General features: G+C 43.9%; 21 protein-coding genes and 1 pseudogene. 21 read left to right on the forward strand and 1 reads right to left on the reverse strand.

Translation table 11 applies throughout. The annotated features are described in order from the left end of the window. The first annotated feature begins 2 nt into the window (after nucleotides 1–2). From QVP40_RS11035 to QVP40_RS11060, 6 genes and pseudogenes are all read left to right on the forward strand, one after another. Complete coding sequence (locus QVP40_RS11035; RefSeq protein ID WP_288200513.1) at nucleotides 3–491, forward strand: HD domain-containing protein; 489 nt, start codon at nucleotides 3–5, stop codon at nucleotides 489–491. 12 nt (nucleotides 492–503) lie between these two features. After that, the gene (locus QVP40_RS11040) at nucleotides 504–1,343 is read left to right on the forward strand and encodes a pyridoxamine kinase (RefSeq protein WP_022068464.1); all 840 of its coding nucleotides are present in this window, start codon (nucleotides 504–506) and stop codon (nucleotides 1,341–1,343) included. Then, nucleotides 1,330–1,599, forward strand: a complete 270-nt coding sequence (locus QVP40_RS11045; protein WP_022068465.1) for a TIGR04076 family protein — start codon at nucleotides 1,330–1,332, stop codon at nucleotides 1,597–1,599. The genes QVP40_RS11040 and QVP40_RS11045 overlap by 14 nt, the downstream gene beginning before the upstream one ends. A 1-nt stretch (nucleotide 1,600) precedes the next feature. Next, a pseudogene (locus QVP40_RS11050) lies at nucleotides 1,601–2,776 on the forward strand (aspartate aminotransferase family protein). Nucleotides 2,777–2,796: 20 nt separating this feature from the next. Beyond that, complete coding sequence (locus QVP40_RS11055; RefSeq protein WP_288200520.1) at nucleotides 2,797–4,200, forward strand: recombinase family protein; 1,404 nt, start codon at nucleotides 2,797–2,799, stop codon at nucleotides 4,198–4,200. 214 nt (nucleotides 4,201–4,414) lie between these two features. Further along, the gene (locus QVP40_RS11060) at nucleotides 4,415–4,705 is read left to right on the forward strand and encodes a hypothetical protein (RefSeq protein ID WP_022068469.1); all 291 of its coding nucleotides are present in this window, start codon (nucleotides 4,415–4,417) and stop codon (nucleotides 4,703–4,705) included. Between the two features lie 175 nt (nucleotides 4,706–4,880). Here QVP40_RS11060 and QVP40_RS11065 read toward each other — a convergent pair whose 3' ends face one another. Beyond that, a complete protein-coding gene (locus QVP40_RS11065; RefSeq protein ID WP_022068470.1) occupies nucleotides 4,881–6,200 on the reverse strand; it encodes a hemolysin family protein in 1,320 nt (439 codons plus the stop codon). A gap of 552 nt (nucleotides 6,201–6,752) precedes the next feature. Between QVP40_RS11065 and larB the strand changes: the two genes are divergently transcribed. The 15 genes from larB to ispF all read left to right on the forward strand — a co-directional run bounded on the left by larB (nucleotide 6,753) and on the right by ispF (nucleotide 23,095). After that, on the forward strand, nucleotides 6,753–7,502 hold the full coding sequence (larB, locus tag QVP40_RS11070; RefSeq protein ID WP_022068471.1) for a nickel pincer cofactor biosynthesis protein LarB: 750 nt from the start codon (nucleotides 6,753–6,755) through the stop codon (nucleotides 7,500–7,502). 11 nt (nucleotides 7,503–7,513) lie between these two features. Further along, complete coding sequence (larC, locus tag QVP40_RS11075) at nucleotides 7,514–9,016, forward strand: nickel pincer cofactor biosynthesis protein LarC (protein WP_022068472.1); 1,503 nt, start codon at nucleotides 7,514–7,516, stop codon at nucleotides 9,014–9,016. Next, nucleotides 9,013–9,867 (forward strand): patatin-like phospholipase family protein, encoded by an 855-nt coding sequence (locus tag QVP40_RS11080; RefSeq protein ID WP_022068473.1) that lies wholly within the window; start codon nucleotides 9,013–9,015, stop codon nucleotides 9,865–9,867. The genes larC and QVP40_RS11080 overlap by 4 nt, the downstream gene beginning before the upstream one ends. 34 nt (nucleotides 9,868–9,901) lie before the next feature. Beyond that, nucleotides 9,902–11,284, forward strand: coding sequence for an alanine/glycine:cation symporter family protein (locus QVP40_RS11085; RefSeq protein ID WP_022068474.1), 1,383 nt, complete (start codon nucleotides 9,902–9,904; stop codon nucleotides 11,282–11,284). 21 nt (nucleotides 11,285–11,305) lie between these two features. After that, nucleotides 11,306–12,037, forward strand: a complete 732-nt coding sequence (gene tsaA, locus QVP40_RS11090; protein ID WP_022068475.1) for a tRNA (N6-threonylcarbamoyladenosine(37)-N6)-methyltransferase TrmO — start codon at nucleotides 11,306–11,308, stop codon at nucleotides 12,035–12,037. A 94-nt stretch (nucleotides 12,038–12,131) separates the two neighbouring features. Further along, nucleotides 12,132–12,413, forward strand: coding sequence for a DUF2325 domain-containing protein (locus QVP40_RS11095; RefSeq protein WP_022068476.1), 282 nt, complete (start codon nucleotides 12,132–12,134; stop codon nucleotides 12,411–12,413). A gap of 309 nt (nucleotides 12,414–12,722) precedes the next feature. After that, the gene (locus QVP40_RS11100; protein ID WP_022068477.1) at nucleotides 12,723–14,042 is read left to right on the forward strand and encodes an aspartate kinase; all 1,320 of its coding nucleotides are present in this window, start codon (nucleotides 12,723–12,725) and stop codon (nucleotides 14,040–14,042) included. A 130-nt stretch (nucleotides 14,043–14,172) separates the two neighbouring features. Further along, the gene (locus tag QVP40_RS11105; protein WP_022068478.1) at nucleotides 14,173–15,501 is read left to right on the forward strand and encodes a putative DNA modification/repair radical SAM protein; all 1,329 of its coding nucleotides are present in this window, start codon (nucleotides 14,173–14,175) and stop codon (nucleotides 15,499–15,501) included. Then, on the forward strand, nucleotides 15,491–16,261 hold the full coding sequence (locus tag QVP40_RS11110) for a TIGR03915 family putative DNA repair protein (RefSeq protein WP_022068479.1): 771 nt from the start codon (nucleotides 15,491–15,493) through the stop codon (nucleotides 16,259–16,261). The genes QVP40_RS11105 and QVP40_RS11110 overlap by 11 nt, the downstream gene beginning before the upstream one ends. Nucleotides 16,262–16,406: 145 nt before the next feature. Further along, nucleotides 16,407–16,634 carry an HPr family phosphocarrier protein gene (locus tag QVP40_RS11115; RefSeq protein ID WP_022068480.1) on the forward strand — a complete coding sequence of 76 codons (228 nt, stop codon included), beginning with the start codon at nucleotides 16,407–16,409 and terminating at the stop codon, nucleotides 16,632–16,634. 108 nt (nucleotides 16,635–16,742) lie between these two features. After that, nucleotides 16,743–19,106 carry an ATP-dependent DNA helicase gene (locus tag QVP40_RS11120; RefSeq protein WP_138270510.1) on the forward strand — a complete coding sequence of 788 codons (2,364 nt, stop codon included), beginning with the start codon at nucleotides 16,743–16,745 and terminating at the stop codon, nucleotides 19,104–19,106. 193 nt (nucleotides 19,107–19,299) lie between these two features. Further along, a complete protein-coding gene (locus QVP40_RS11125) occupies nucleotides 19,300–20,691 on the forward strand; it encodes a serine hydrolase (RefSeq protein ID WP_288200514.1) in 1,392 nt (463 codons plus the stop codon). Nucleotides 20,692–20,789: 98 nt separating this feature from the next. Continuing rightward, nucleotides 20,790–21,167: a RidA family protein gene (locus QVP40_RS11130; protein WP_022068483.1), complete on the forward strand. Its 378-nt coding sequence runs from the start codon at nucleotides 20,790–20,792 to the stop codon at nucleotides 21,165–21,167. A 180-nt stretch (nucleotides 21,168–21,347) separates the two neighbouring features. Then, the gene (locus QVP40_RS11135; RefSeq protein ID WP_022068484.1) at nucleotides 21,348–22,619 is read left to right on the forward strand and encodes a sn-glycerol-1-phosphate dehydrogenase; all 1,272 of its coding nucleotides are present in this window, start codon (nucleotides 21,348–21,350) and stop codon (nucleotides 22,617–22,619) included. Between the two features lie 2 nt (nucleotides 22,620–22,621). After that, nucleotides 22,622–23,095: a 2-C-methyl-D-erythritol 2,4-cyclodiphosphate synthase gene (gene ispF, locus QVP40_RS11140; protein ID WP_022068485.1), complete on the forward strand. Its 474-nt coding sequence runs from the start codon at nucleotides 22,622–22,624 to the stop codon at nucleotides 23,093–23,095. The last annotated feature ends 37 nt before the right edge of the window (nucleotides 23,096–23,132 follow it).

Genomic DNA, 23,132 nt, shown 5'->3' on the forward strand with positions numbered 1-23,132 from the left:
ATATAATTGATATGTTAATGCAGAAGATGATTCGTTTTAATCAGAATGATCCACAACGCATTCATCATTTGATAAAAGTTCACAGTTTTGCACAGATGATTGGTCGTATGGAACAGTTGGATGGGCATAGTCAGTTTTTGACCGAATGCGCCGCATTGGTTCATGATATTGGTATTCGGCCGGCAGAAGAAAAGTATGGGATGTTCAATGGGAGATTACAGGAGCAAGAAGGTCCTTTTTATGCCCGCAAAATGTTGGGAGAGCTGGGATTTGAGGAAGCAGACATCAATCGAATCTGCTATTTAGTAGGACACCATCATACCTACGTAGATATAGATGGTATTGACTATCAGATTCTTGTGGAAGCAGATTTTTTGGTAAATTTTTATGAAGATAATCTGGGAAAAAATATAATAGAAACCACATTACAGAAGATTTTTCAAACAGAGTCAGGAAAAACACTGTGCAGACTTTGTTATTTCGGTCACTGAGGAAATATGGCTATGGCAGATAAAAAGCAAACTCAAATTTTATTGATCAATGATATGGCAGGTTATGGCAAGGTCGCCTTATCTGTCATGATTCCTGTTTTGTCTCACTTGAGATTTGAAACTTTCAATTTGCCTACTGCACTTGTTTCCAACACTCTGGATTATGGTCAGTTTGATATTCTGGATACAACAGAATATATGGAAAATACGCTTCTGGTATGGAAGAAACTAATGTTTTCTTTCGATGCAATCTGTACTGGATTTATTGTGTCGGAAAGGCAGTCATCTCTTGTATATGAATACTGTAAGGAACAACAAAAATCAGGTACTTCGATTTTTGTTGATCCAATTATGGGAGATGACGGAAAACGATACAATGGTGTAACAAATCAAGTAGTCACTTACATGAAACGGTTGTGTTCTATTGCAGATGTGATTGTCCCCAATATTACGGAGGCGTGCTTTTTATCCGAATACACAGTTAAACACACTTACTCTGAACCGGAAATTGAAGTAATCGCAAATCGACTACATACGCTTGGTGCCAAATCCGTTGTGATTACAAGCGCAAATATCAATGGAAGAATGTTTACTGTTGTAAAAAGTTCTCCGAAAAATTCGTGTATCTTGCTTCCTTATGAAGAAATACCGGTGCGTTTTCCAGGTACAGGGGATATTTTTATGGCGATTGTAGTAGGGCATTATTTAAAATTAGGTCAGATTTTGGAGAGCGTACAAAGTGCAATGAGACAACTCGAAAAAATTATTTATGCTAATCTACATGATACTGACAAATACAAGGGAATTCCCATTGAACAATTTTTGGAGGAAATTAACGATGAAAAAGCCTAAAATTAAAATCAGTTTAATAGATCAAAAGGGGCACATGGGGTGCCATCGTGGTCATCGAATTGGAGATACCTTTGACTTTGATACCGAAAGAGGCGCTCTCTGCCCAATGGCCATGCACGTGGCTTTCCCTTACATTGACATTCTGCGGTATGGGGGAAAACTCCCCAGCCAACCAGATGGCTCCATTGTATTCTGCTGTCCAGATGTGGATGTAATCAATGTATTTAAAATTGAAGTAGAGGAGGAAAAGAACTGAAATGAATCCTTATATCAAACAAGCAAATCAGCAGTTTGTTCCTGTATATAATCGTTATCCCATTGTATGGGATCATGGCGAAGGTATGTACCTTTATGATACAGAGGGAAAACGGTATTTGGATTTCGGGTCTGGAATCGGTGTGTGTGCTTTGGGATATCACGATCCGAATTACACATGTACACTGCAAGAACAGATGGAGAAGCTGCTACACACATCTAATCTTTTTTATAATGTTCCTGCGATTGAAGCTGCAAAGCTGTTCAATCAGGCATCTGGCATGGAGTAGGTGTTTTTCACCAATTCTGGAACGGAAGCAATCGAAGGTGCGGTTAAAATTGCTAAGAAATATCATTTTTTGAAGCATAATAATCATAATGGAGAGATCATTGCCATGAAAAAATCCTTTCACGGCAGATCTATGGGGGCGTTATCCATAACAGGGAAAGCAACCTATCAGGAACCTTTTGCTCCTATGCTTGCTCATGTTAAATTTGCCGATTTCAATAATCTGGACAGCGTTAAACGCCTGATTACAAAAAATACCTGTGCAATTTTTATGGAAACAGTACAAGGTGAGAGCGGAATTTATCCTACCACTGAGTACTTTATCAAAGGAGTCCGAAAGCTTTGCGATGAGAACAAAATTTTGATGGTTTTGGATGAGATTCAATGTGGTATGGGCAGAAGCGGAAATATGTTTGCGTATCAGCTGTACGACGTTGCTCCCGACATTGTGGTTTCGGCAAAGGCTTTGGGATGCGGAATTCCGGTAGGTGCAATTGGAACCAGAGGGGCAGCAACCGGTGTATTGTGTGCAGGAGATCATGGCACAACTTACGGCTCCAATCCTCTGGCCGCTGCAGCCGTTACTGCTGTATTCCAGCTTTATCAACAGTATAACATATTGGCGAATGTCAGGGCTATGACGACCTATTTAGATAAGGCATTGTCCGAATTGGCCGCTCAAAAAGTTGTGATCAAAGAGGTGCGCGGACTGGGGCTTATGAAAGGAATTGAACTGTCTGTACCTGCCGCATACTATATAAATGCTTTACAAGAAGCGGGAATTATCGTAATTCCTTCAGGTTCACATGTGATTCGCCTGTTGCCTCCTTTGATTTTAGAGAAAGAGCATATTGATGCGTTACTGTATGTGCTTAAGAAAATATTATAACTAGAGTACATGCAAGGCAGATAACCTACTATCAGGCGATGATTGAAAAGAGAGAAGGTTGGATATTGGCCGGTGTTTACGCTGATGAAGGCACAAGCGGCACGGTAAAGAAAAAGCGAGACGGTTTTTTGCGATTGTTACAGGACTGCGAAGCCGGTAAAATAGATATGCTCCTTACCAAATCCATCAGTCGTTTCGCGAGAAACACCGTGGATCTTCTTACAACAATACGGAATTTGAAAAGCAAAAATATTGCGGTGTATTTTGAAAAAGAAAATATCAATACGCTGGAAAGCACCGGTGAAATTCTTATCACGATACTGAGCAGTCAGGCGCAGGAGGAAAGTCGGAATATCAGCGAAAATATTCGCTGGAGTTTGAGAAGCAAGTATGAAAAAGGCGGACCCACTATTAACTACAACCACTTTATGGGATATACAAAAGGTCCGGACGGAAAACTGCAGCCTGTTCCGGAGGAAGCGGCGGTTGTTCAAGAAATTTTCCGACTGTACCTAATCGGCTGCAGTGGTGTTCAAATTAAAAAATATCTGGAACAACATCAAAGAAGAACCGTAATGGGTAAAACCGTATGGCAACCAACCGTTATCAATAAAATGATTTCCAATGAGAAATACATTGGTGCCGCATTGATGCAAAAAACCTACACAACAGATTTTTTGACAAAGCAAAGGGTAAGAAATAATGGGACACTTCCCAAATACTTTGTGGAGGACAATCATCCGGCGATTATTTCAAAAGAAGTATTCTACGGGGTCCAAGAACAAAGATTGTGGCGCAGTTATGTTAAGAGACAATTGAAAGGAAAAGTCACTCAATATGCACTCACAGGAAAACTGTTATGCTATGATTGCGGGAGTACCTATATGCGGGTAACAAGAAGAGTTGCCAGGAACAGAGATATTGTATGGAAATGTGGCAGCTATATAAAAAATGCCGGTCGAGTGTGTCGAACAGGATACACGATTTCAGAGAAGGCGCTGCATACGGAAGTATGGAACGCATACGCTGTCATGAAGCAAGCTCTCCCCGTTCCTGACCATCCGGACATAAAAGAGCAAAGAAGCATTGCACAACAGATGCTGAATCATAAAAAGGCAATCGAAAAGGCACTCCATGAAAATGTGCAGGGATTTTGGGCAAAGGAGAATTTGATGGAATATTACGCAAGAGAAATGAATGCGTACTATGAATTGGCGGAAAAGCTATGTCAATTACTTTTGAAAAATAATATAGATAAGTGGATTGCTTCTCGATTCAGGCCAATCAAAGGATATTCAAAATATAAGAAATACGAAGATGAACTGGTAAGCCTGTATGTAGATCGCATTTGGGCAATCACATCAAATGAAATTGTGGTATTATTTAAGAACGGAAGTATGGTAAGACGGATGTGGTATTACTAAGACTAAAATTCTTGCAGATTTATCTTTAAGAGTTTTATTGTTAGCAATACGTCATTGTAGAGCTGGCTGACACAGTGTAGAGTATTACAGAGAACTTTGTTTTGAAAAGGCGAATTAAAGAACTGGCAGGACAAAACAGCTTCCCGCCAAGAGGAAAATCTGCTTTTCGGTTACTGGGTTCAGAAACTCCACACATGTGGAGACGTGCGTTTTATTGTCCAAGCTAAAGTCAACACCGCATATTGAGGTTGAAATCAATCTTGATGAAGTGGATTTATCAAGGGCAGAGAGTAAGGCTACCTATGAAGAGATTAAAGAGTATGTATTGAAAAATTACGGAATGAATGTAACAAACCTATACATAGCACAGGTAAAAAGAAAATATGGAATTATTGAAAGAATCAATTATAATCTGGGGGAAGGAAAAACAAGAGTGCCACAAGTTACCGCAGAAAAGGAAGAAGCTATAGAAGATGCACTAAGGCATTTTCAAATGATTTCATAAATTCTAAATTTTGAGCCTTGCCATAAAAAAATGAGATACTCTGTATTTTTTACAGGGTATCTCATTTTTTAGGGCTATCGTTAAAAATACTGATTTCTACGGAAGATTCGTATTTTAAGATTTAAGTGAAAAATCGATATTAACCGATAGCCCCCTTTTTTCCATTATAAATTATTTAATTTTCCTCATCTATTTCTTTTTTAGTTTCCGGCAGTTCTACAACAGCCTCTGCGATTTTATGCTTGGCAACGGATTTTACATGGATGATCATGCCGTTGCTTTCACAGGTAAACTGGCTGCCGTCCTCCGGAATACTGTCAATAATACTGTAGATAAAACCATTAAAGGTGTCATAGTCGCCCTCTGGAAGAGTAAGGTGAAGGGTATCAGCCACATCATCCATTTCCACATCGCCCCGGACCAGCCATGAATTTGGAGAAATCTGCTGTATTTTTTCCGGATTCTCCTCGTTTTCTTCATAAATATCGCCTACCAGCTCTTCAATCAGGTCGTGGAGAGTAGCGATACCGGACATTTCGCCATATTCATCAAGAAGAACTGCAAAGTAATTCCGGGACTGCTTCATGTGATCAAAAAGCTTTGCTGCTTTCATGCTTTCCGGAATGAAATAAGCAGGCTTTACGGCTTTTGTCAGAATGTTTTCTCTGGTGCGTTCATCCAGACAGAAATAGGCTTTGGTATCCAGGATACCGATGATATTTTCTTTGGTTTCCTGACAGACAGGATAGTAGCTGTGGCGATTCTGATAAATGATATTTTTCCATTCATCAAGAGAATCCTCTGTGTCCAGGACAATTACATCCGTACGGTGTGTGCAGACCTGTTCCGCAGTAATATCATGAAAATCAAAAATATTCTGGATAAATTCGTTTTCCTGTGTATCAATGACACCCTGGGCATTTCCCTCCATAAGCATCATCTGGATTTCTTCCTTTGTTACCTGTTCGTCATCTTCGGCAGGATTGATGCCCATAAGCTTCAGGATCAGGTTGGTAGATCCTGTCAGCAGAGACACCAGAGGCGAAAAGACCTTGGAGACTCCATAAAGGGTAGGGGCAAGTCCAAGGGAAAGAGCCTCGGAGTTTTTCATGGCAATCCGTTTCGGTACCAGTTCGCCGAATACAATGCTGATATAGGAAAGAACAATGGTAATGATAATAACCGCAATAGAGTTCAGGGTTGCTCTGGGAACCGGAACACCCACAGAGATCAGGGCATCTACGATCACACCTGCAAAGTTGTCAGATGCAAACGCACTGTTGAGAAATCCGGACAGAGTTATGGCAACCTGAATGGTGGCAAGAAACCGGGCCGGCTGTTCTGTAAGGAGAGAAAGCTTTTTTGCCCGTTTGTTGCCGTCATCTACCAGATGCCTGAGTTTGGCTTCATTCATGGAGATAACGGCGATTTCCGCGCTGGCGAAAACTGCATTCAAAAATGTAAAAACAATAATGAGTATAACAGATCCTATCATGATTAAATTTTAATTCCCTTCTGTAAGTTAATAAGTAAATCTGCCTGCAGGCAGTATAAAATGACAAAAAGGCATAGCCTGTAAGCATGCTCACAAGCTATACCTCTATATATACATAATGACAATGTGGGAATCCGTAATATTTGTAGTATGATTTTCATCGGAATTGTCTTCCACGCAAAATTCACATCCTTTCTGTTTATTAATGAGAAAGATAGCATATTTCAGGTAAACTGTCAAGAAATAAGTTGCTGTCTGCGCTGCCTTTTGCCTGCGGAAACAACAGTCTGAGGAATATAAAAAACTATTTAATTTGGAAGGGAAATATGCTATAGTTATTTCTGTAATACTGTACCGGGGTGAAGCCGGAGTTATTCGGGAAACGAAGATAACAGGGAGAATGCCGGAAGTAGGTGCGTGGCACAAGCCGGGCGGCTTTCCTGTTTTTATTTTGCAGCAAAATCAGGCACTGTTTATTCAGAAACAGGCTTTTTAAAAGACGGGATTTACAGAAACTGACAGGGATAAAGCGGGAGTTAAGGTGAGATAAAAATGGAAGCAAGAGAGGTACTGACAAAATTTAAACAAAATGAGATTACGCTGGAGGAGGCAGAGCATTATTTTCGAAAGCAGCCTTTTGAGGAAATGGATTATGCGAAGCTGGATTCTCACAGAGAGATTCGAAGCGGATTTCCGGAGGTGATTTTCTGCAGCGGAAAGGCAGACGTTCATTTTACGCAAATATTTAAAAAGCTGTATGAGGAAAACGGTGAGGTTTTTGGAACAAGAGCGTCCAGGCATCAGTATGAACTGGTAAAGGAACTGTTTCCTCAGACGGAATATGATGAAATCTCACATATCATCAAGATAGAAAAAGAAAAAAAGGAACGCGTGGGAAAGATTGCAGTATGTACTGCCGGAACCGCTGATATTCCGGTGGCGGAAGAAGCTGCCCAGACTGCAGAATATTTTGGCTCAGAAGTAGAAAGGATCTATGATGTAGGAGTCAGCGGGATTCACAGACTTTTTTCCAGACTTGATGTGATCCAGGAGGCAAACTGTGTGATTGCTGTTGCCGGTATGGAAGGCGCCCTTGCCAGCGTGCTGGGAGGACTGGTAGATAAACCGGTGATCGCAGTTCCTACTTCTGTAGGCTACGGAGCAAGTATGCATGGACTTTCAGCCCTTCTGACAATGATCAATTCCTGCGCCAATGGAATTGCAGTGGTCAATATTGATAATGGCTATGGGGCTGGCTATATAGCAACGCAGATCAACAGACTTGGTATCAGAGAAAAATAAAGGAGAGATTTATGGGAAGGACATTATATCTGGAATGTTATTCCGGAATCAGCGGGGATATGACGGTTGCAGCGCTTCTTGACCTGGGAGCAGATCAGAAGGTGCTGGAAAAAGCGCTTTCCAGTATCCGGGCTGACGGATTTCGTACAGAGATCACCCGGGTGAAAAAGTCCGGGCTGGATGCCTGTGATTTTTCTGTGATATTGGATAAAAACCATGAGAATCATGACCATGATATGGAATATCTTCATGGTCACAGCATAGAGCAGGCTCATCATGTCCATACAGAAGAGCATACACATGTACATGACTGTACAGAGACAGCCAACGGACATTTTTGCACAGAAGAATCTGATTATGGGAAGGAACATGCTCACACAGAAGAACCGGGTCATGAGGAGGAACCTTTTTATACAGAAGAACCGGATCGTGGAATGGAAGATTTGCATACGGAAAAAACAGCCCACGGGCACAGAAGTTTCCATACCGGGGAATCAGGACATGACCATGGGCATATTCATGAACACAGAGGAATGAAAGAAATCCGCGAGATTCTTCTGAATTCAGAGATGACAGACCGGGCAAAGGAGACTGCGCTTCATATTTTTCAGATTCTGGCAAAGGCTGAGGCAAAAGCTCACGGAGTATCAGAGGAACAGGTGCATTTTCATGAGGTAGGAGCAGTGGATTCCATAGTGGATATTGCAGCGGCAGCAGTGTGCCTGGATGATCTGGACATTACGGAAGTGATCGTGCCAAAGCTCTGTGAGGGAACAGGCTTTGTACGCTGTCAGCACGGAACACTTCCGGTGCCGGTGCCTGCAGTTGTGAATATTGTGCAGCAGAACCGGCTTACTTTAAAGATCACGGACATTGAGGGGGAACTGGTAACGCCTACCGGGGCAGCTATTGTGGCAGCCATAAAAACATCAGACTGTCTTCCGGAAAAATTCACAGTGGATAAAACCGGAATCGGGGCAGGGAAACGGAAATATGCATGTCCGGGAATTTTAAGGGCAATGCTGATCACTCCGGAAAAGAAAAAAGAGGATCAGGTGCAGAAGGATGTGATCTGGAAACTGGAAACAAATGTGGACGACTGTACCGGAGAGGAACTTGGAAACGTAATGAATCTTCTTTTTGTAGCGGGAGCCAGAGACGTGTATTATATGCCGGCTTATATGAAAAAAAACCGCCCGGCATGGATTCTGTCAGTGATCTGTGCAGAACAGGACATTTCTGCTCTGGAAGAAATTCTTTTCCGACAGACCACTACCATTGGTATTCGGAGAAGCCGGATGGAACGTTCAGTTCTAAAAAGAGAGATTCAAAAGCTTTCTATGCCTGAGGCAGTGGCGACAGTAAAAATCTGCACACTTCCGGACGGAAGCAGAAGATGTTATCCGGAATATGAAAGTGCGGCAGCTTTTGCAGCAGAAAATCATATAAGCTACAGAGAAGCATGGGAACGGATCAGGGATTACTGGATAAGAGAAAGGCGAGGCGTCAGATGAAAACAGGACTTGTTTTGGAAGGCGGAGCAATGAGGGGGATTTATACGGCAGGGGTTCTGGATGTGTTTCTGGAAAATCAGATTCATTTCGACGGAGTGATCGGAGTTTCTGCAGGGGCGCTCCATGGCTGTTCCTTTGTGTCAGGCCAGAAGGGAAGAAGTATCCGGTATTATAAAAAATACAGGAATGACAAACATTTTATGAGTCTGTGGAGTCTGGTACACACAGGGGAAGTCGTGGGAAAACAGTTCTGTTATCATGAGATTCCGGAGCGTCTGGATCCTTATGATTATGAAGCTTTTTTTAAATCAGATACAGCGTTTTATGCAGTGTGCACCAATCTGGAAACCGGAAAGGCAGAATATATCAGAATTACAGATATGCTGAATCAGGTAGATGTGATGAGGGCTTCGGCATCCATGCCCTATGTATCACGGATTGTTGACTGGGAAGGCAGAAAGCTTCTGGACGGGGGCTGTACAGACAGTATTCCGGTCAGCCAGTTCCAGAGAATGGGGTATAAAAGGAATGTGGTGGTTCTTACCAGAGAAGAAGGTTTTGTAAAAGAGCCGGAAATGGTAAAGCTGGCAGAAATTTATTATCACCGATATCCCAGATTTGTGGATGCCCTGAAAAACAGGCATAAGGTATATAATCAGACCCTGGCAGATATCCGCGCTATGGAAAAAACCGGAGAAGCTTTTGTGATCCGGCCTAGCCGAAGACTGACCGTGGGAAGGATGGAAAGTGATCTGGAAAAAATTCAGGAGGTATATGAACTGGGAAAAAAAGATGCCAAAAGGAATCTCAGTGCACTGAAAGCATGGATGCAGCAGGAAGGGCAGATATAAAAGAAAGGCGTTAAAAAAGAAAAAGGAGATTTTTATGTTTGATACGATAGTAAATGTGATCAATCAGATCGACAAGATGGTTTGGGGATGGTGGATGATCCTTCTGCTTCTTGGAACTCATATTTTTATGACAGTACGGACAGGATTTATACAGAGGAAGATTGGAAAGGCAATCAGACTGTCTGTGACAAAAGATCCGGATGCAGAAGGAGAGGTCAGTCAGTTCGGCGCTCTGACAACCGCGCTGGCGTCTACCATTGGCACAGGAAATATTATCGGTGTGGGAACCGCTGTGGCGCTGGGGGGACCCGGTGCTGTTTTCTGGTGCTGGATCACCGGTGTTTTTGGAATAGCAACCAAGTACAGTGAATCTCTGATCGCAGTGAAATATCGTGTGAAGACAAAGGACGGAAGAATGCAGGGGGGAGCCATGTATGCGCTGGAACGCGGATTGAACATGAAGTGGCTGGGAATGATCTTTGCGTTTCTGGCAGGCTTCGCTTCTTTTGGAATCGGCTGCGCCACGCAGGTAAATGCCATTGCCACTGTCTGTGAGGAAAATCTGCATATTGCTCCGGCGCTGGTGGGAATCGTAGTCGCAGCTTTGACAGCGCTGGTTATTTTCGGGGGAATCCGCTCCATTGCAAACGTATGTGAAAAACTGGTTCCTTTTATGGCAGCTTTTTATATTCTGGGCTGTGTGATCATTCTGGGACTGAATTTTGATTTTATCATTCCGGCAATCAAAACCATCTGCAGGCTTGCTTTTACTCCGGGAGCTGCTGCAGGAGGACTGGTTGGAAGAGGAATCATGATGGCAATGCAGTATGGAATCGCCAGAGGACTTTTTTCCAATGAATCAGGCCTTGGTTCCGCGCCTATTGCCGCCGCAGCAGCGCAGACAAGAAACCCGGTGCGCCAGGCTCTTGTATCCAGCACAGGAACCTTCTGGGATACAGTTGTAGTCTGTCTGATGACAGGTCTGGTCCTTGTGACCAGCATTATGAAAAATCCGTCCATTGATATGTCAAATATTACGGACGGAGGAATCCTTACCACTCTGGCATTTCAGCAGATTCCGGTACTGGGCCCCTTTATCCTGGTTGTGGGAATTATTTCCTTTGCGTATTCAACCGTTCTCGGGTGGGCCTATTACGGAGAGAGGTGTGTGGAATATTTTGCCGGAAAAGCGGGACTGATTCCATATAGAGTGGTTTATATTATTGTTGCGGCAGTGGCCCCGGTAGTTTCACTGAATCTGGTATGGACAGTTGCGGATATTCTGAATGCGCTTATGGCAATTCCCAACCTGGTGGCGGTACTTCTTTTATCCAATGTAATTGTAAAAGAAACAAAAAAATACATAAATGATCTTGATAAAAAAGATGATACTCCGGTAGAAGTGATTGACCGGTAAAATTTTGTGGGAGGGGAAATAATGTCTGAAATAATGCCAAAATCTGAACACAGTCTGCAGATCATTGCGCAGATCCACAATGACTTTCCGGAAAAATTTGGTGTTCCTCATCAGAGCGGATGGCTGAAAAAGCAGAAGGCTCAGATTATTTTTGAGCCGGAATACAGGAGGCCGGAAGCCTTCCGCGGAATTGAGGAGTATGATTATATCTGGCTGATCTGGCAGTTTTCAGAGGCAGTGGAAAAAGGCTGGTCCTCTACAGTACGTCCTCCCAGACTGGGAGGAAATGTGCGGAAAGGTGTTTTTGCCACCAGATCCCCCTTTCGCCCAAATCATCTGGGGCTGTCCTGTGTCCGGCTGGAAAAGGTGGAGCAGCATCCAAGGCTGGGAACCATACTTCATGTATCGGGCGCAGACCTTATGGACGGCACTCCTGTTTTTGATATTAAACCGTACCTTCCTTATGTGGAAAGTCATCCCGGGGCAGCGGGAGGATTTACCGATCAGATTGAGAGGAGCAGACTTGCCGTAGAGTTTCCGAAGGAGCTTCTGGAGAAAATTCCAGAGGAACAGAGAGCGGCTCTTACAGAGGTTCTGGAAAACGATCCCAGACCGGGTTATCAGGAGGATCCCAACAGGATCTATGGGCTTTCTTATGGAAGCAAAAATATAAAATTTCATGTAAAAGAAAGGGTTCTGACAGTCTGTGAGGTGACAGAGCATAAAAAAGAACAAAAATCTTTTGACAAATAAAAAATCCTGTGATAAGATGTTTACAATGAGTTAGCAAACGCTAACTCAAATTTTTAACTTTAAGTTAGTTATAAATAACAAAGGAGAGCGGGATATGAGTGTTGTGATTGTGGGCGGTAATGAGCGTATGGTATGTCAGTATGAAAATATCTGCAAAGGCTATGGATGTAAGGCAAAAGTTTTTGCAAAAGAAAAAGGTACTATGAAAAAGAAAATCGGAGCGCCGGATCTTCTGATTCTTTTTACCAACACAGTATCTCACAAAATGGTCAACTGTGCGGTGGAAGAGGCAAAGAGAAAATCTATTCCCGTATGCAGATGCCATACCAGCAGTGCGTCTGCGCTGGAAAATATCATGAAGGAATATTGCGCGTAAACGGAGGCTGTTCCTTACGTTTGAGGCAACCTGACCGAAATACATTCCGGATCATCTTCGGTAGTGTCATTTTGCCCAGTATGTTTCGGGATTCTGGGATTTTTATGCCAAAACGACTTGCAGGATTATAACATGTAAACAGTAACAGGCAGTAATACTGCTATATTTGAGTATGCCGTTATATTTTCGATAAAATCAAAGAAATACTTGCAAAAATCTTTCTTTTTCAATAAAATAAAAATCAGATTTTCTATTATGCTGCGTTTTTTGAATGCAGCTATTAAATGAAGAAGGGTGAGAGGAAGTATTATGAAAAAAGTGGTAAAATTCGGAGGAAGCTCTCTGGCAAATGCAGAGCAGTTCCGTAAAGTCGGAGACATTATCCGCAGTGAGGAAGGCAGACGTTATGTGGTACCGTCTGCGCCCGGAAAAAGATTTTCCGGTGATACAAAGGTAACAGACCTTCTGTATGCATGCTATGACAGAGCTGCCCAGGGAAAAGAGTTCGGCGGAATCTTTCAGGAGATCAAAGAGCGCTACTATGAGATCATCAGAGGTCTTGATCTTAAGCTTTCCCTGGAGGAAGAGTTTGCTCAGATAGAAGCAGATTTCAGAGCGCAGGCAGGCACAGACTACGCAGCTTCCAGAGGTGAGTTTTTAAACGGAAAAATTATGGCAGCGTATCTTGGATATGAGTTTGTTGACGCTGCATCTGTGATCCGTTTTGATAAAAACGGCAACTTTGACGGGGAGAAAACAGACCGTCTTCTTGGCAAACGTCTTTCTAAATGTGAGCGCGCAGTGATTCCGGGATTTTATGGGGCAAAGGAGGACGGAACCGTTCAGACATTTTCCAGGGGAGGCTCTGATGTGACCGGTTCTCTGGTGGCAAGAGCAGTCCATGCGGATATTTATGAGAACTGGACAGATGTTTCCGGTTTCCTGGTAACAGATCCCAGGATCGTGGAGAATCCGGCTGTGATCGAAACGATTACTTACAGAGAGCTTCGCGAACTTTCCTATATGGGCGCGACAGTACTTCATGAGGAAGCCATTTTCCCTGTAAGGAAAGAGGGGATACCCATCAATATCAGAAATACAAACCGTCCTCAGGACAAGGGAACCTTTATTGTGGAAAGCACCTGCCGCAAGCCAAGATATGTGATCACAGGAATTGCAGGCAAAAAAGGGTTCTGTTCTATTAACATCGAAAAATCCATGATGAACAGCGAGGTAGGCTTCGGAAGAAAGATCCTTCAGGTTTTTGAAGATCAGGGAATTAATTTTGAACATGTTCCCTCCGGAATTGATACCATGACAGTTTATGTGCATCAGGATGAATTTGAAGAGAAGGAGCAGCAGGTGATCGCAGGCATTCACAGAGCCGTACAGCCTGACTTTGTGGAAATGGAATCAGACCTTGCTCTGATCGCTGTCGTGGGACGGGGAATGAAATCTCAGAGGGGAACTGCAGGCCGAGTATTTGCAGCCCTGGCTCATGCTCATGTAAACGTAAAAATGATCGATCAGGGATCCAGTGAGCTGAATATTATCATAGGCGTTGAGAACCGTGATTTTGAGACTGCTGTAAAAGCGATCTATGATATCTTTGTGGAAACACAGCTTTAAAATTGAAATAATTACGTAATAAAAAATTCCAGATTTGTTCTGGAATTTTTTAGTTCATCCCGTTTTATTGGGTTGACACAAACGTCTGTTTGGATTAAAATAATTACAAACAAATGTTTGGGAGGCCCATATGGTTATTCAGGAGTCAATGACAGTAATGGAAAAGCTGGGAATACTGGCAGATGCAGCAAAATATGATGTTGCCTGTACCTCCAGCGGAACAGCAAGAAAAGGAGACGGGACAGGGATCGGAAACAGCATTTCAGCAGGCATCTGCCACAGCTTTGCAGGAGACGGAAGGTGCATCAGCCTTCTGAAAGTCCTTTATACCAACGAGTGTGTATTTGACTGTAAATACTGCGTGAACCGCGCTTCCAGTGATGTGGTGCGGGCAAGCTTTACCCCGGAAGAGATCAGCAGGCTCACCATAGAATTTTACAGAAGAAATTATATTGAGGGGCTGTTTTTAAGCTCCGGGGTAAAGGGTTCTCCGGATGCTACCATGGAAGAGCTGATCCGCTCTGTGGAAATTTTAAGGAAACAATATCATTTTCAGGGGTATATTCACCTGAAAGCAATTCCGGGGGCTTCACCGGAGCTGATCCAAAAAGCAGGTTATCTGGCGGACCGTATGAGCGTGAACCTGGAACTTCCTACTGCGGAGGGACTGAAAAAGCTGGCTCCCCATAAAAGCAGGACTACGATTCTCCGTCCCATGAAACAGATACAGAACAGAAGGGAAGAAAACAGACAGGAGCTGGTGCTTTACCGGCATGCTCCGGAATTTGTGCCTGCCGGGCAGAGCACTCAGATGATCGTAGGAGCAGCAGGAGAAAGTGACTACCAGATCGTCTCTGTGGCAGAGGCGCTGTACAGGCAGTTTTCTCTGAAGCGTGTATTTTATTCTGCTTTTGTATCTGTGAATGAAGATAAAGATCTTCCTGTTCTTCCGCAGGGGCCGCCGCTTTTAAGAGAACACCGGCTGTATCAGGCAGACTGGCTCCTCAGGTTTTATGGCTTCCGGGCAGAAGAGCTTTTGTCAGAAAAGCATCCGAACTTTAATCTGTTCCTGGATCCCAAATGCGACTGGGCCATCAGTCATCTGGAATGTTTTCCTGTGGAGATCAACCGGGCAGACTACCGGACGCTTCTCCGGGTTCCCGGAATCGGCGAGAAATCTGCCAGGAGGATTATGGGAGCCAGGAGATATCATACGCTGGATTTTTCTGATCTGAAAAAGATCGGAGTGGTGCTGAAGAGGGCAGTATATTTTATTACCTGCAATGGAAGACAGATGTATCCGGTAAAGCTGGATGAGGATTATATAGTAAGAAATATTCTGGAAACAGGCACCGGAAAAAATCCTGCAGATACGGGGATTACCTATAGACAGCTGTCGCTGTTTGACGCAGATCTGGCTGTTCCGGGAATGGAAGGGGTGAGCGTTTGTGGAATATAAAAAGAAAATGCTGATCTGTGACGATACGATGGAAGGAATCTTTACGGCTGTTTATGACGGCTGGCGCTGGGGAAACAGAGGATTCTCCGTGGGGATTGCTGTCAGAGAGCCGGATCATCCGGAGCTTTTTACGGAAAACCTGGAGATCATCTCAGATTCTGTCAAGGCATTTAAGGTTGCCAGAACGATAAAAACCAGGCTTGGCGGACAGGTTTATGAAGCAGTGTGCTATGCTGCGGCATCTGTTCATCCGGAAAAGGGAACGGCAATTTTTTATTTGCTTCGCAGAGCACTGGAAAAGGGAAGGGCTGATACGCGGGTACTGGAAGCTCTGGCAGATCCGGCGGTGAGTCTTGTCTCTTCACTTCAGGTCAAGGTGTGGCATGAGATTCACAGATTTTATGGATTTGTAAGGTTCCGTGAGATTGGCAGCGGAGTACTTTTTTCGGAAATTCAGCCGGAAAATGACATCCTGGAACTTCTGGCGCCCCATTTTTCAGATCGTTTTCCAAATGAAAACTGGATGATCTATGACAAAAAAAGGCAGAAGGTTCTGGCTCATGAGCAGGGCGGAGAATGTACGGTTTATATACAGGCAGTATTAAATACACAAGAGATGGATCCGGTACAGTCAGATGAGTATGAGAATCTCTGGAAGGCCTTCTGCAGCCATATTACCATACCGGAAAGGAAAAATCCCGGTCTTCAGAGGCAGTTTGTTCCATTAAAATTTCGTTCAAATATGCCGGAATTCAGCTAGAAAAAGTACCTGAAAAATAATAAAACACATGAAAAAATTGTATAATAAGTCGAAAAATATGAAGAAAATTTGAAGTCTGTTGACAAATTCTTTACAGAGTGACAAAATATCGCCTAGTGCAGAAAACATTAGGAGGATGAGACAAATGAAAGAACATCAGATTATGTTAAATGCCACAGAGGATGTAAAGGAATTCGTCAATGCGGCAAGTAAATGTGATTTTGACATTGATATTTCATATAACAGGATTATAATTGACGCAAAATCCCTTCTGGGAATTCTCAGTATGGATCTGACCAGAAAGCTCACTGTCAGATGCTATGGGGAAAACACTCATTTCAATGAAGTCATAGCAAAATTTGCAGTTGCATAAACGATTACAAGTGTCAGAGGCGCATAACCTGAAAACAGGTATGCGCCTTTTCAGAAGTGGAAGAACTTATATTTATTAATGGGAGATTTTGGGGGAAGCAGAAAAACAATGGAAAAGAAAGTAGTCCGCATTTCTGTCCGTAATCTTGTAGAATTTATTCTGCGAAGCGGGGATCTGGACAGTGGGAGCGGCGTGCAGGATAAGGAGGCAATGCAGAAGGGCAGCCGTATCCACCGCAAAATTCAAAAGCAGATGGGAAGCAGCTACCGGTCTGAGGTTTCTCTGAAGCAGGATACGGAATATGAGGATCTGATCCTTCGGGTAGAGGGAAGAGCGGACGGGATTTTTACAGAAGAAGAAACCGTGTGTATTGATGAGATCAAAGGCGTTTACAAAAAACTGGAGCATCTGGAAAGTCCTGTGGAGGTTCACAGGGCTCAGGCCATGTGTTATGCCTGGATCTATATGCTTCAGAACAATTTGGAAAAAATAGACGTTCAGATGACGTATGCTCATTTGGATACAGAAGAAATCCGATGGTTTCGGGAATCTTTTTCCAGGGAAGAGCTGGAAGCCTGGTATCAGAAACTTACAGGAGAATATCATAAATGGGTATCCTTCAGGCTGAGATGGCAGGAAAAAAGAAACGCCTCCATGAAAAATCTGGAATTCCCCTTTCCTTACCGCAAAGGCCAGAGAGAAATGGTTGCCGGCGTTTATCATGCTGTTTCCAGCAAAAAACAGATTTTTGTACAGGCGCCTACAGGAGTGGGAAAAACCATGTCCTCTGTATTTCCTTCTGTTCGGGCAATTGGAGAGGGAAAAGGGGAGCTGCTTTTTTATCTTACGGCAAAAACTATTACCAGAACCGTTGCTCAGGATGCCTTTGAGATTCTGAGGACAAAAGGCCTTCTTTTTCAGACGGTGACCATCACTGCAAAGGAAAAGCTGTGTTTTTGCGAAAAAACCGAGTGTACACCTGAGAAATGTCCCTGGGCAAAAGGTCATTTTGACAGAGTGAATGATGCAGTTTATGAGCTGTGGACTGCCGGGCAGTTTTTCAGCCGTGAAAAGATCCTGGAACAGGCAGAAAAGTGGAAGGTGTGCCCTTTTGAGATGTGCCTGGATCTCAGCTCCTGGGTGGATGGGATCATCTGCGACTATAATTATGTGTTTGACCCAAATGTAAAGCTGAAACGTTTTTTTGGAGACGGAGTATCCGGAGACTATATTTTTCTTATTGATGAAGCTCATAATCTGGCAGAGCGGGGCAGGGAAATGTACAGCGCTTCTCTTGCCAGAGAAGATATTATGGAAATCAGGAAGTATATCAAACCCTACAGTCCGCGGCTGTATCGTGCTTTGGGGCGGGCGGCCAGACAGCTCCTTGAAATAAAAAAGGACGGAGAAACAGAAAGAATCCTGGAAAGTACAGGCACTCTGCCTCTGACCTTGCTTCAGGCGCAGGGAGAAATGGACAGGCTGCTGGAAGAGCCGCCTTCTCAGGAAGTGGTGGACAGGATCCTTGATTTTTATTTTGAGGTTCGTGATTTTCTGAACATCTCGGAGCTTGTGGATGAAAATTATGAAATTTATACTTCAGAAGGAGAAGACGGAAAATTCAGGATACGGCTTTTCTGTGTAAATCCTGCGTCAAACCTTCAGGAGTGTCTGAATAAAGGAAAAAGTACGGTGTTTTTTTCCGCTACCCTGCTTCCTATGCAATATTACAGGAAGCTTCTCAGTACAAGAGAAGATGACTATGGCATTTATGTACGCTCTCCTTTTGATCCGGAGAAACGGTGTATTCTTACCTGTGTGGATGTAAGCAGCCGGTATACCAGAAGAGGCTATGAGGAATACCGCAGGATCGCAGAATATATTGCAAGGATGGCCTGGCAGAAAAAAGGCAATTACATGGTATTCTTTCCTTCTTATAAGCTTCTTGAGGATGTAAAGCAGGTGTATGAACAGGAATTTGCAGCAGACTGGGTAACATGTGTGTGCCAGACCCCGTTCATGAATGAGAGAGACAGGGAGGAATTTCTGGAAGAATTTAAAGAACAGGGAGAAACCACGCTTGTAGGCTTTTGTATTATGGGAGGGATTTTTTCAGAGGGGATCGACCTTATGGGAGACCGCCTGATCGGGGCAGCCATTGTGGGCACAGGCCTTCCTCAGGTAAATACAGAGAGGGAGGTTTTAAAAAAGCATTATGACAGGCTGGGAGAAAATGGTTTTGATTATGCGTACCGTTTTCCCGGCATGAATAAGGTGCTGCAGGCAGCCGGCAGAGTGATACGCACAAAGGAGGATGTAGGCTGCATCCTTCTTATGGACGAAAGATTCAGAAGTACCGAGTACCGCATCCTTTTTCCGGAAGAATGGAACGATATGCATATCTGCAGAATGGGGAATGTGGAAAGCATATTAAAAGACTTCTGGAAACGTAATGTGCTTGACATCCAATGAGATTCAGGTATACTGTAAAAAATGCAGCGGTAAAATACTGCTGATTGGGATAAGTATGGAATACCCCGGTAAATTCTGGGAGAAAGGAACGTCTGATCCTGAAAATCTGATCAGACCATAAAAAATTATGCCTGGAATATTTTTTCGGCGTGGAATGACCGCCGGCATTCTCTGTCTGTCCCTGGGACTGACAATGCCCGTATATGCAGCAGAGCAGGAGTCAGAAAGTATTTTGTCCTCAGTAGGCGAGGCGCAGATAAAGCCTGTTGGAGACGGGGCGGAAACCTATCTTTTAAAAAGTGAGGGATTTTACTGTCTGAAGGAAGACGGAACCAGACATGAGGAATCAGCGGTTCATTACTTTGACCATATGGAAATCGACGGAACAGTTCTGGACGGTTTTTATTATCATGACCAGTCAGGGCATTTTGAAGCCGGAAATCCCCACATTGTCCAGATGAAAGAGCTGACCTGCCTGGTTCCGGGCAATGACGGAACAAAGACGGAGACCGGATTTGACGGGCTGTATATGGTAAATAATCTGGGAAAGCTTACTGCGGCGCCTCAGGTCAGATATATGACCGGGCTGACGGTGGATAAGACTTCCTATGAAGGATATTATTTTTTTGATGAAAACGGACGGATGATCACAACTCCCGGATATCATGAAATAGAGATGACATCCAACGGTCAGAAATTTTCAGGAACTTACTATTTCGGAGGTGAAAACGGTGTTCTGGTCCAGGCAGAAGGGACCACTCCGGAGGGCTTCCCTGTAGATGACACAGGAAAGGTTTCAGATATTGAGAATCTTGGAATGGATACCTTAGAGCCCCGGCTTGAGTCCATGATCTCCGAATACGACGGAGTCTGGAGCGTCTATGTAAAAAATCTGAATACAGGTGAAGAAATCCTTCTGAATGAAACGCCTTTGTACTCTGCCAGTTTAATTAAAGCCTTTGTGATGGCAGAAACCTATGAAAATATGGAAGATGTGCTGACACATCAGGAAACGCTTATGAAGGCAGACCGTGGGGCTGCAGAAAGAAAAGTGGACGATCTTCTCTGGAACATGATCACAGTCAGCGATAATGAGTCCTGTAATGAACTCGGAAGACTGCAGTCGGAAAAACATGATTTTCTTGACGGAGCAGAAAAGGTAAATGAATATCTGAAAAAAGAGGGATATGAAAATACTTCCTATCAGAGTACTCTGCACCCGTCTTCATCTCCGAAGCTGAATCTGGGAGGTCATAATACGACAACGGTCAGGGACTGCGGAATCCTTCTGGAAAAAATTTTCCGGGGGGAATGTGTCAGTGAGGAAGCCTCTGCAGAAATGCTGGAGCTTTTGATGAACCAGAAAAATACTGCCAAGATTCCGTCAGGGATCAGCGCGGACATTCCGATAGCCAACAAAACAGGTGAAACAGATTCGGATCAGCACGATATGGCGATTGTGTATGGTCCAAAAACAACCTATATTCTCTGTGTCATGTCAGAGGATTTTAAAAGCGGAAGCGAAGCCATTGACAATATCAGGAGTATTTCAGGAGTAGTCTATAATTATCTGAATCTCTCCTGAAAGGAATGGACCTGATAAAACACAATCTTTTTGCTTGACCCTTACAAATTTTTGATATAAAATAAAAGCAGAACAGAAAAAAGAAAGGAGATCTGAACATGAACGTAGTATATACAGACAAAGCTCCGGCAGCGATCGGACCATATTCTCAGGCAATTATCTTAAATGGAGTATTATTTACTTCCGGACAGATCCCGGTAGATCCGGCTACAGGCGAGATTGCAGGAGATACCATTGAAGCTCAGGCTGAGCAGGTAATGAAAAATCTGGAGGCTGTGGCAAAGGAAGCCGGAACAGATCTTGCCAACGCAGTAAAAACAACCTGTTTCCTTGCTGATATGGGTGATTTTGCGGCATTTAATGAGATTTATGCAAAATATTTCGTAAACAAGCCTGCACGTTCCTGTGTGGCTGTAAAAACACTTCCGAAGAATGTTCTCTGCGAAGTGGAAATGATCGCAGCTGTTGAGAAATAAGATCTGACAGGAAATACGCAGAAAAAGATGGCCGGGCGCGATCCGGCGGGACTGTGCGAAAAAGACAAAAGCGGAAGCTATGGGAATCCTCAGAGGGAATCTGGGGGTTTCTTTTTGTGCGGAAATCATGTATAATATCAGACTGTAATAGTATATCTGAAATCAGGAGGAAAAAAATAAATGCGAGTCGATACGGATGACTTTGGCCGACCTTGCAGGTGCGGGAGAGAACATCATATAGAAGTAAAGGAAATCATTATAGAAGAGGGTGCTGTCAAGAAGCTTGAAGAAGCCATGTCAGATGGATTTCTGAAGGAATATATTTCTCCGCTTCTCATCTGCGATACCAATACGCTGAAAGCAACAGAAGAATGTATGGAAGATATTTATGACCGCTGTCAGGTTCTGACTCTGGACGCAGAGGGACTTCATGCAGACGAACACGCTGTGGAGATCGTGGAGAATTATATGGAAGAGGATATTGACCTGATTCTGGCAGTAGGCAGCGGAACCATCCATGACATCAGCCGATATCTGGCTTACCAGTACAAAATTCCCTTTATTTCCGTTCCCACTGCGGCCAGCGTGGACGGATTCGTATCAAATGTTGCGGCAATGACCTGGAAAGGTCTGAAAAAAACAGTACCGGCAGTGGCTCCTTTAGCTGTGTTTGCTGATACTGATATTTTTGCTCATGCTCCCAGAAGACTGACTGCGTCAGGCGTTTCAGATCTTCTGGGAAAATATATCTGTCTTGCAGACTGGAAGATAGCCAGTCTTCTGACAGGTGAATATATCTGCAGTGAAATTATAGAAATGGAAGAAAAAGCCCTGAAAACAGTCTGCAGCTGTGTGAAAGGAATTGCCTCAGGCGAGCCGGAGGACTGTGAAAAGCTGATGTATGCACTGATCCTTTCCGGTCTTGCCATGCAGATGGTGGGAAATTCCAGACCTGCTTCCTGTGCGGAACATCATCTTTCCCACCTCTGGGAGATGGAAGTGGTAAACGGACCTCTGGATGCCCTTCACGGCGAAAAAGTTTCTGTTGGAACTCTTCTTGTACTGAGGGAATATAAAAGGCTTGCCCGCGCTATAAGAGAGGAACGATGCCAGCTGAAAGCCTGTGAAGAAGATTCCGCCCTTCTGGAAAAATATTTCGGCTCCAAAGGCCTTCTGGAAGGAATACAGAAAGAAAATGATCCGGAGCTTCTTCGTGAGATAAATCCCTCCAGGCTGGCAGACTGTCTGGAAATGATCGCAGAGATGATCCAGGAACTTCCGGAAGAGGAAGAACTGTTTCATCTGATGGAACTGGCAGGCTGCAAAAAAAGTGTTTATGAGATCGGACTGACCGATGAGATCGTGCCTGTCAGTCTGAGACTGGCGCCTTATGTGAGAAGAAGGCTGAGTTTTTTAAGAGTCAGCCGGCTTCTGGATGTGAAAGGAGAATGACCATGAGAGTTGGGATGGGATATGATGTACATAAACTGACAGAGAACCGTGACCTGATTCTTGGAGGCGTGAACATTCCATGGGAAAAGGGCCTTCTGGGACATTCGGATGCGGACGTTCTGATCCACGCTGTTATGGATGCCCTTCTGGGGGCGGCAGCTCTTGGGGATATCGGAAAGCATTTTCCGGATACAGATCCTGCTTATAAGGGAATATCCAGCGTAAAGCTTCTGACACACGTTATGGAGCTTTTAAGACAACACCATTTTGCTGTGGGAAATGTAGACGCTGTGATCATTGCCCAGAAGCCGAAGATGGCGCCTCATATTCCTCAGATGCGCAAAAATCTGGCTCAGGCAATGGGCGTGGAAGAAGACAGAATCAATATCAAGGCAACCACTGAGGAAGGGCTGGGCTTTACCGGAAGAGGAGAGGGAATCGCCTCCCAGGCGATCTGCCTTCTGGAAGAGGTTTAAAGTTCCGGAATCAGGGCAACTGCCATTACCGAAAAAC

The organism is Blautia sp. CAG:257, from assembly GCF_000433815.1.
In the GTDB taxonomy this organism is placed as follows: Bacteria; Bacillota; Clostridia; order Lachnospirales; family Lachnospiraceae; genus Blautia_A; species Blautia_A caecimuris.

Coding starts and splice junctions, on each gene's coding strand:
- QVP40_RS11045 (WP_022068465.1), top strand. CDS start 1,330: ATGAAAAAGCCTAAAATTAAAATCAGTTTAATAGATCAAAAGGGGCAC.
- QVP40_RS11125 (WP_288200514.1), top strand. CDS start 19,300: ATGCCCGTATATGCAGCAGAGCAGGAGTCAGAAAGTATTTTGTCCTCA.
- QVP40_RS11065 (WP_022068470.1), bottom strand. CDS start 6,200: ATGATAGGATCTGTTATACTCATTATTGTTTTTACATTTTTGAATGCA.
- QVP40_RS11120 (WP_138270510.1), top strand. CDS start 16,743: ATGGAAAAGAAAGTAGTCCGCATTTCTGTCCGTAATCTTGTAGAATTT.
- larC (WP_022068472.1), top strand. CDS start 7,514: ATGGGAAGGACATTATATCTGGAATGTTATTCCGGAATCAGCGGGGAT.
- QVP40_RS11095 (WP_022068476.1), top strand. CDS start 12,132: ATGAGTGTTGTGATTGTGGGCGGTAATGAGCGTATGGTATGTCAGTAT.
- tsaA (WP_022068475.1), top strand. CDS start 11,306: ATGTCTGAAATAATGCCAAAATCTGAACACAGTCTGCAGATCATTGCG.
- QVP40_RS11085 (WP_022068474.1), top strand. CDS start 9,902: ATGTTTGATACGATAGTAAATGTGATCAATCAGATCGACAAGATGGTT.
- ispF (WP_022068485.1), top strand. CDS start 22,622: ATGAGAGTTGGGATGGGATATGATGTACATAAACTGACAGAGAACCGT.
- QVP40_RS11080 (WP_022068473.1), top strand. CDS start 9,013: ATGAAAACAGGACTTGTTTTGGAAGGCGGAGCAATGAGGGGGATTTAT.
- QVP40_RS11040 (WP_022068464.1), top strand. CDS start 504: ATGGCAGATAAAAAGCAAACTCAAATTTTATTGATCAATGATATGGCA.
- QVP40_RS11115 (WP_022068480.1), top strand. CDS start 16,407: ATGAAAGAACATCAGATTATGTTAAATGCCACAGAGGATGTAAAGGAA.
- QVP40_RS11135 (WP_022068484.1), top strand. CDS start 21,348: ATGCGAGTCGATACGGATGACTTTGGCCGACCTTGCAGGTGCGGGAGA.
- larB (WP_022068471.1), top strand. CDS start 6,753: ATGGAAGCAAGAGAGGTACTGACAAAATTTAAACAAAATGAGATTACG.
- QVP40_RS11105 (WP_022068478.1), top strand. CDS start 14,173: ATGGTTATTCAGGAGTCAATGACAGTAATGGAAAAGCTGGGAATACTG.
- QVP40_RS11100 (WP_022068477.1), top strand. CDS start 12,723: ATGAAAAAAGTGGTAAAATTCGGAGGAAGCTCTCTGGCAAATGCAGAG.
- QVP40_RS11130 (WP_022068483.1), top strand. CDS start 20,790: ATGAACGTAGTATATACAGACAAAGCTCCGGCAGCGATCGGACCATAT.